Below are 6,137 nucleotides of genomic sequence, written 5' to 3'. Positions count from 1 at the left end.
ATTTGTTTTAGATATTAAAAAGTGCCAAAACCCTTGTGGTATAAGGGGTTTGGCACTTTTGTGTTTTTTATATTTTATCAAATAAACAATTCTAAAACTGTTCATTCTTCTCCCAAGATTCAACGATATAATGTGCGATCGTCGGATTGAAGCCTTTACCAACTAAAAACATAATCGCAGCAACTTCTGTTAATGCGTGTTCATGTGATGTATGTTTTGCTTCATTTAAACCGTAATCTACCCATGGTTTTACGAAATCTAGTACGGGTTTCTTGAAAGGTAAAAACTGTGTACCGACAACTTGTTGAATTTGTTGTTGTGTTGGTTCAGTAATTGGTCCAGGTGGTAAGATTTGTGGTTGAGTTGGATCTATTGTTGGTGGTTTAGGTGGTGAGACACGTGCGTCGTAGTTTGGTTGATACATTTGTTGTTGGTATTGCGGTTGTTGTGGTTGAGTTGTGTATGGGTTTTGTGGTGCTGCATATGGATTTTGTTGATATTGTTGTTCTTGGTTTTGTGGTGCTGCATATGGATTTTGTTGATATTGTTGTTCTTGGTTTTGTGGTATTACATATGGATTTTGAGGATATCGCTGTTCTTGATTTTGTGGTGCTGCATATGGATTTTGAGGATATTCATAATTTGGACGTGTGTCATATGGATTTTGTTGAAATTCAGTTTCTTGGTTTTGCGTTGTTGCATATGGGTTTTCGTCATATTGTGGTTCTTGCTGTTGTAACTCTTGTTCTTCGTATTGTTCTGTGTATCTCTGTTCTTGTTGTTGAGGATACAATGGTTGCCTTGGATAAGGCGGTTGATTATTATAGAACATGTTTATTCCTCCTTCATGATGATGCCTACCACCTAGTGTATGGGCGGACAAGAAAATATGTGATGAAAAAATGCGGGCGTGTTACAATAAGTAACTGGGTGAAGATAAAATGACAAAACAAGAAAAAATTCAAAAAACAATTACTTTTGTAAAACATATTTTAGAAAAAGATGCGAGTGGGCATGATTGGTATCATATTGAACGTGTACATAAAATGGCGATTTCTTTATCTGAGCAAGAAGGTGGAAATCGTTTTATAATTGAAATGGCAGCATTACTTCACGATGTGGCAGATGAAAAGCTAAATGAAAGTGAAGAAGCAGGAATGAAAAAAGTTTCTGATTGGTTAGAAGAGCTACGGGTTGAAGAAGAGGAAAGTAAACATATTCTTCATATCATCGCCAATATGTCTTATAAAGGTGGCCATGGCGGCACAGTAGAGTCACTTGAAGGGAAAATTGTTCAAGATGCGGATCGTTTAGATGCTCTTGGTGCAATAGGAATTGCTCGTACATTTGCATATGGTGGGGCGAAAGGGAGATTAATGTATGACCCAACTATTCCGCCGCGTGAAGAAATGACGAAAGAAGAGTATAGAAAAAATAATGATCCATCTTTAAATCATTTTTATGAAAAACTTTTGAAATTAAAAGATTTAATGAATACGAATGCAGCAAAACAAGAGGCTGAAATTCGTCATCGTTATATGGAACAGTTTATTGAACAATTTATGAAAGAGTGGAATGCACAAATATGAAAATGTTAACTGTGGAGAACTTATCAAAATCATATGGAGAAAAGCCGTTATTTGATGGATTATCATGTAGTATTACAGAAGGACAACGTGTCGGAATTATTGGTGTAAACGGAACTGGTAAATCGACATTATTAAAAATTATTGCAGGATTAGAAACTCCTGATACAGGTGATATGACGCATTCACGTGGGTATACAATTAGTTATTTATCACAGCAACCAGAGTTTGATGAAAAACTGACAGTATTAGAGCAAGTGTTCCATGGTGATACACCTTTAATTCGTCTTCTTCGTGATTATGAAAAAGCACTATTAAATATTGAAAAAGATCCAAGTAATGAAAAAGTACAGGAACAATTGTTTGCAGTGCAGCAACGTATGGATGCAATGAGTGCATGGGAAGCAAATGCAAATGCGAAATCTCTTTTAACGAAATTAGGAATTACGGACTTCACTGCAATTGTTGGGAATTTATCTGGTGGACAGAAAAAACGTATCGCAATGGCACAATGTTTTATTGAAACACCGGATCTATTAATTTTAGACGAGCCTACGAACCATCTTGACCATGAGACAGTTGAATGGTTAGAAGAATATTTAGCGAGATATACAGGTTCGGTATTACTTGTAACCCATGATCGTTATTTCTTAGATCGTGTGACGAATCGTATTTTTGAATTAGATAATGGTAAACTATATAGCTACGAAGGAAACTATAGTACATTTTTAGAAGCGAAAGCACTTCGTGAAGAGCAAGAATTGGCACAAGAATCGAAACGCCAAAATTTATATCGTCGTGAACTTGCTTGGATTCGTCGTGGTGCAAAAGCCCGTTCTACGAAACAAAAGGCGCGTATTCAGCGTTTTGATGAGCTAAAGGCACAAGAAGGACCAGCTGCAAAACAGTCAGTTGATATTGCACTTAGCGGTAGCCGTCTTGGGAAAAAAGTACTTGAGTTAAAAGATGTAACGAAAAAATTTGGTGATAAAACGGTATTAAACAACTTTAATCATATTGTGAAACCAGGCGATCGCATCGGAATTATTGGAGCGAATGGAAGCGGGAAATCTTCGCTATTAAATATGCTTGCAGGTAAGTTATCTCCTGATAGTGGTGAAATTGAAGTTGGACAAACTGTAAAAGTTGCTTATTATACGCAAGAAAATGAAGAGATGAATTTAAATCAGCGTATGATTGAATACATTAAAGAGATTGCAGAAGTTATTCATACGACAGATGGAAAAGTAATTGGTGCATCTCAAATGTTAGAACGTTTCTTATTCCCGACGCATTCACATGGTACACCACTTGGTAAACTATCTGGTGGTGAAAGAAGACGTTTATATTTATTACGTATTTTAATGGGAGAACCAAACGTACTTTTACTTGATGAACCTACAAACGATCTAGATACACAAACATTAACAGTACTAGAAGATTATTTAGAAGATTTCCCAGGTGTCGTTTTAACTGTATCGCATGACCGTTACTTCTTAGATAAAGTAGTAGATGAACTGTTCATCTTTACTGGCGGAGGCGAAGTGCGTGAATTCCTAGGTAGTTATACAGATTATTTAGAAATGGAAAAAACGAGAGAACTTATGGAGAAAGCGGAAGTTCAAAAAGAGAAAAAAGTTGTAGAAGAAGCTCCAAAACAACAACGTAAACGTAAACTTTCATACAATGAACAGCGTGAATGGGAAACGATTGAAGATACAATTGCCGAACTTGAAGAGAAAATTGAGTCAATTGGAGAAGAACTTGCGAAAGTTGGATCTGACTTCACAAAGGCACAGGAATTATCTGAAGCACAGCAGAAAACAGAAGAAGAGCTAGAAAAACAGATGGAAAGATGGAGTGAACTATCAGACATCGTTGAAGGATTAAAATAAAAACAAGCTGCATATATTGAAAAGTAAAGAGAAAAACTTTACACTATTGGTAGAACCTATTTTAGGAGGGAAAAAATGAGAACATCTAATCCAATGTTGAAAAAAGAGGCATTCCGTAAAGAGGGAGCAAGCGCTTCTGCGATGACGATTGGCGGAACAGTAGGCAAAACGTTCATTATGCTTATCTTGCTACTTGCAACGTCTGTCTATTCATACATACAGATGATGCAGGGGACGATGAAGATGCCAGTATTAATTGGTGCTTTAATCGTTGCGGCAATCATCGCATTTGCGTCTATGTTCTTCCCGCGCATTTCACCTTTTGGTGCACCAATCTATGCAGCGGTAGAAGGGGTTGTGTTAGGAAGTATTTCAGCAGTTTATACAATGAAATTTGGCGATTCTATCGTTTTAAATGCTGTATTACTAACAATCTCAATTCTATTTGCAATGTTAGTGTTATATGCAACACGCGTAGTAAAAGTAACGGATAAATTCCGTACAGGCGTTATGGCAGCAACACTTGGAATTATGGTTATGTATTTAGTCGTATTCCTACTAAATATGTTTGGTGTAACTGTTCCATACATTCACCAAGGTGGTACAATCGGTATTATTATTAGTGCAGTTGTTATTGTAGTTGCTGCATTAAACTTATTACTAGATTTCGATTTAATCGAAAATGGTGTACGTAGTCAAGCTCCGAAATATATGGAGTGGTATACTGCGATGGGACTAATGCTTACATTAGTATGGTTATACTTAGAAATTCTTCGTTTCGTTTCTTACTTTACGAAAAATGACTAATAAAAAAATCCTGCATGAAAAATGCAGGATTTTTTTATTTTCAAAGATATATTGAATGTATGGTATAATATGGATGATAGCAACTTGAAGTGAAGGAGATGGAATATGATGAAAGAGAAGAAGGGGATTATGAAAAAATTATTTTTTAAAAGTTTTTTCATAGAACTAGATGAAGCTTTAACGTATCCATCATCAAAAGTTATTACTTCAGCGATTGAAGGATATGCAACTGAATGCAATGAAAGACTAAAATTTGAGAGTAAAGTTAAACCGATTACTTTCTACTTAGAAAATGTAATGTACCGTGCTGAAATAAAGATGGCTCGCGGAGGATATTACATATCTTGTACTGAAGTGTAATAAATTTTGAAACTATACATGTTTGAACTATGTATGGTTTCTTTTTTTGTTTTGTAAGGTCCAAAATAATACTTTCTACTTACGGATATATCATTTTGTGCTTTTTACCATTCAAACATTTCTCCTTACAATGAAGAAAAACATGTGAGGTGGTATAACTTATGATGAATCGAGTTGTATTAATCGGTAGATTGACAAAGGAGCCAGAATTATACTACACAAAACAAGGCGTCGCTTATGCACGAATATGTGTTGCGGTGAATAGAGGATTTCGAAATAGTTTAGGTGAACAACAAGTCGATTTTATTAATTGTGTCGTTTGGCGCAAATCGGCTGAGAATGTAGCTGAATATTGTAAGAAGGGGTCGCTCGTTGGGATTACAGGGCGTATTCAGACTAGTAATTACGATGATGAACAAGGCAAGAGAATATATAGAACTGAAGTTGTGATTGAGAGTATTACCTTTTTGGAGAGAAGGCGGGAGGGGGCATCGTAATAAAAGGTGATTTTAAGTAATAGCTTCGGAAAAAATTGTGGAAAGTATTTTAATAAACTTAAAGAGGGGATACCGCCAGCTTTTTTGAAAAAACAAGTAAAGAGTATACAAAATTTTATAACGTTTTTTGGCTAATCCAGTAACAAACGAGAACCATAAAACCCATCACAGGATAGGAATGTATAAAAAGATGAATCGAGTGATAGAAAATAAAAAAAGGGATTCCTTCTGAGAGTAAGGAATCCTCCTTTTTGTTGCAACCGATAATAGGACGTTATGTTAATTAGAAATGTATACGATATTCATAAAATCCGAACTGTTCAATTTGTTAAAAAAACTATAGTTGAAATTCTTTCTTTATAATTTCAGCTACTTCTGTAGCATTTAAATTCGTATTATTGATCCTTATATAATTTTTCTCTGTAATTTCTCCTTCTCTTGAATTTAATCTAAAATTTTCAAATGTGCTTAATAAATTTTGTTCAGATTGTTCAATCTTTCTTTTCGTTGGCTTATGTTCAAGTCGATGAGGTGTTTTATTTCGTTGAAGTCTTTCTTCTACATCAGCTTCTAATTCAACAAAATAAATATCAACCCCTTGGGAACGAAAAATATTACATATACTTTCAACATCATCCCAATCTTTCTTTTCATTAAACGCCCATACGTATGTAAAAATCATTCCATAATGTTCACTCTTTGAAAATGATTGAAATATTTCCTTTCGGAAAAGATGGGTTAATCGCCACATTTCCGAAGAGAATCCATACAATGGCTCCAATAAATCAATTGTCATATGGTTATGAAATAATTTTAAATCAGTCATCTTTGCTAGTTCTTGTCCAACTGTCATTTTCCCAACTGCTTGTGGCCCAAATATCAAAACAAACTTTTTCATTGAATTCCCTCCAAAAAATAATAAGACATTAATTATAAAATAAGAGATTCTGTAAATGTATCACAATCAAAATATTTTGTAGAATCTATATACT

At 34.9% G+C, this 6,137-nt stretch carries 7 protein-coding genes; 5 read left to right on the top strand and 2 right to left on the bottom strand.

Annotated features, from left to right (window positions below):
- Positions 1-91: 91 nt before the first annotated feature.
- Complete coding sequence (locus tag ACQGS6_RS21365) at positions 92-832, bottom strand: hypothetical protein (RefSeq protein WP_016090131.1); 741 nt, start codon at positions 830-832, stop codon at positions 92-94.
- A 109-nt stretch (positions 833-941) separates the two neighbouring features.
- Here ACQGS6_RS21365 and ACQGS6_RS21360 point away from each other — a divergent pair, with 109 nt between their 5' ends.
- The 5 genes from ACQGS6_RS21360 to ACQGS6_RS21340 all read left to right on the top strand — a co-directional run bounded on the left by ACQGS6_RS21360 (position 942) and on the right by ACQGS6_RS21340 (position 5,145).
- The gene (locus tag ACQGS6_RS21360) at positions 942-1,589 is read left to right on the top strand and encodes an HD domain-containing protein (RefSeq protein WP_000165966.1); all 648 of its coding nucleotides are present in this window, start codon (positions 942-944) and stop codon (positions 1,587-1,589) included.
- Positions 1,586-3,481: an ABC-F family ATP-binding cassette domain-containing protein gene (locus tag ACQGS6_RS21355; RefSeq protein WP_044584408.1), complete on the top strand. Its 1,896-nt coding sequence runs from the start codon at positions 1,586-1,588 to the stop codon at positions 3,479-3,481. The genes ACQGS6_RS21360 and ACQGS6_RS21355 overlap by 4 nt, the downstream gene beginning before the upstream one ends.
- Positions 3,482-3,556: 75 nt before the next feature.
- On the top strand, positions 3,557-4,288 hold the full coding sequence (locus ACQGS6_RS21350; protein ID WP_001260655.1) for a Bax inhibitor-1/YccA family protein: 732 nt from the start codon (positions 3,557-3,559) through the stop codon (positions 4,286-4,288).
- Between the two features lie 105 nt (positions 4,289-4,393).
- Positions 4,394-4,648, top strand: coding sequence for a DUF4318 domain-containing protein (locus ACQGS6_RS21345; RefSeq protein WP_044584409.1), 255 nt, complete (start codon positions 4,394-4,396; stop codon positions 4,646-4,648).
- Positions 4,649-4,809: 161 nt separating this feature from the next.
- On the top strand, positions 4,810-5,145 hold the full coding sequence (locus ACQGS6_RS21340) for a single-stranded DNA-binding protein (RefSeq protein ID WP_000982014.1): 336 nt from the start codon (positions 4,810-4,812) through the stop codon (positions 5,143-5,145).
- Positions 5,146-5,482: 337 nt separating this feature from the next.
- Here ACQGS6_RS21340 and ACQGS6_RS21335 read toward each other — a convergent pair whose 3' ends face one another.
- The gene (locus ACQGS6_RS21335; protein ID WP_000714950.1) at positions 5,483-6,043 is read right to left on the bottom strand and encodes an AAA family ATPase; all 561 of its coding nucleotides are present in this window, start codon (positions 6,041-6,043) and stop codon (positions 5,483-5,485) included.
- Positions 6,044-6,137 lie beyond the last annotated feature (94 nt).

This window comes from Bacillus sp. GMs2/2, from assembly GCF_050172095.1.
Lineage (GTDB): Bacteria > Bacillota > Bacilli > Bacillales > Bacillaceae_G > Bacillus_A > Bacillus_A cereus.
The sequence above is the reverse complement of the archived record's forward strand: the minus strand, read 5'-3'. Positions and strand labels throughout refer to the sequence as shown.

Coding starts and splice junctions, on each gene's coding strand:
- ACQGS6_RS21365 (WP_016090131.1), bottom strand. CDS start 832: ATGTTCTATAATAATCAACCGCCTTATCCAAGGCAACCATTGTATCCT.
- ACQGS6_RS21360 (WP_000165966.1), top strand. CDS start 942: ATGACAAAACAAGAAAAAATTCAAAAAACAATTACTTTTGTAAAACAT.
- ACQGS6_RS21355 (WP_044584408.1), top strand. CDS start 1,586: ATGAAAATGTTAACTGTGGAGAACTTATCAAAATCATATGGAGAAAAG.
- ACQGS6_RS21350 (WP_001260655.1), top strand. CDS start 3,557: ATGAGAACATCTAATCCAATGTTGAAAAAAGAGGCATTCCGTAAAGAG.
- ACQGS6_RS21345 (WP_044584409.1), top strand. CDS start 4,394: ATGATGAAAGAGAAGAAGGGGATTATGAAAAAATTATTTTTTAAAAGT.
- ACQGS6_RS21340 (WP_000982014.1), top strand. CDS start 4,810: ATGATGAATCGAGTTGTATTAATCGGTAGATTGACAAAGGAGCCAGAA.
- ACQGS6_RS21335 (WP_000714950.1), bottom strand. CDS start 6,043: ATGAAAAAGTTTGTTTTGATATTTGGGCCACAAGCAGTTGGGAAAATG.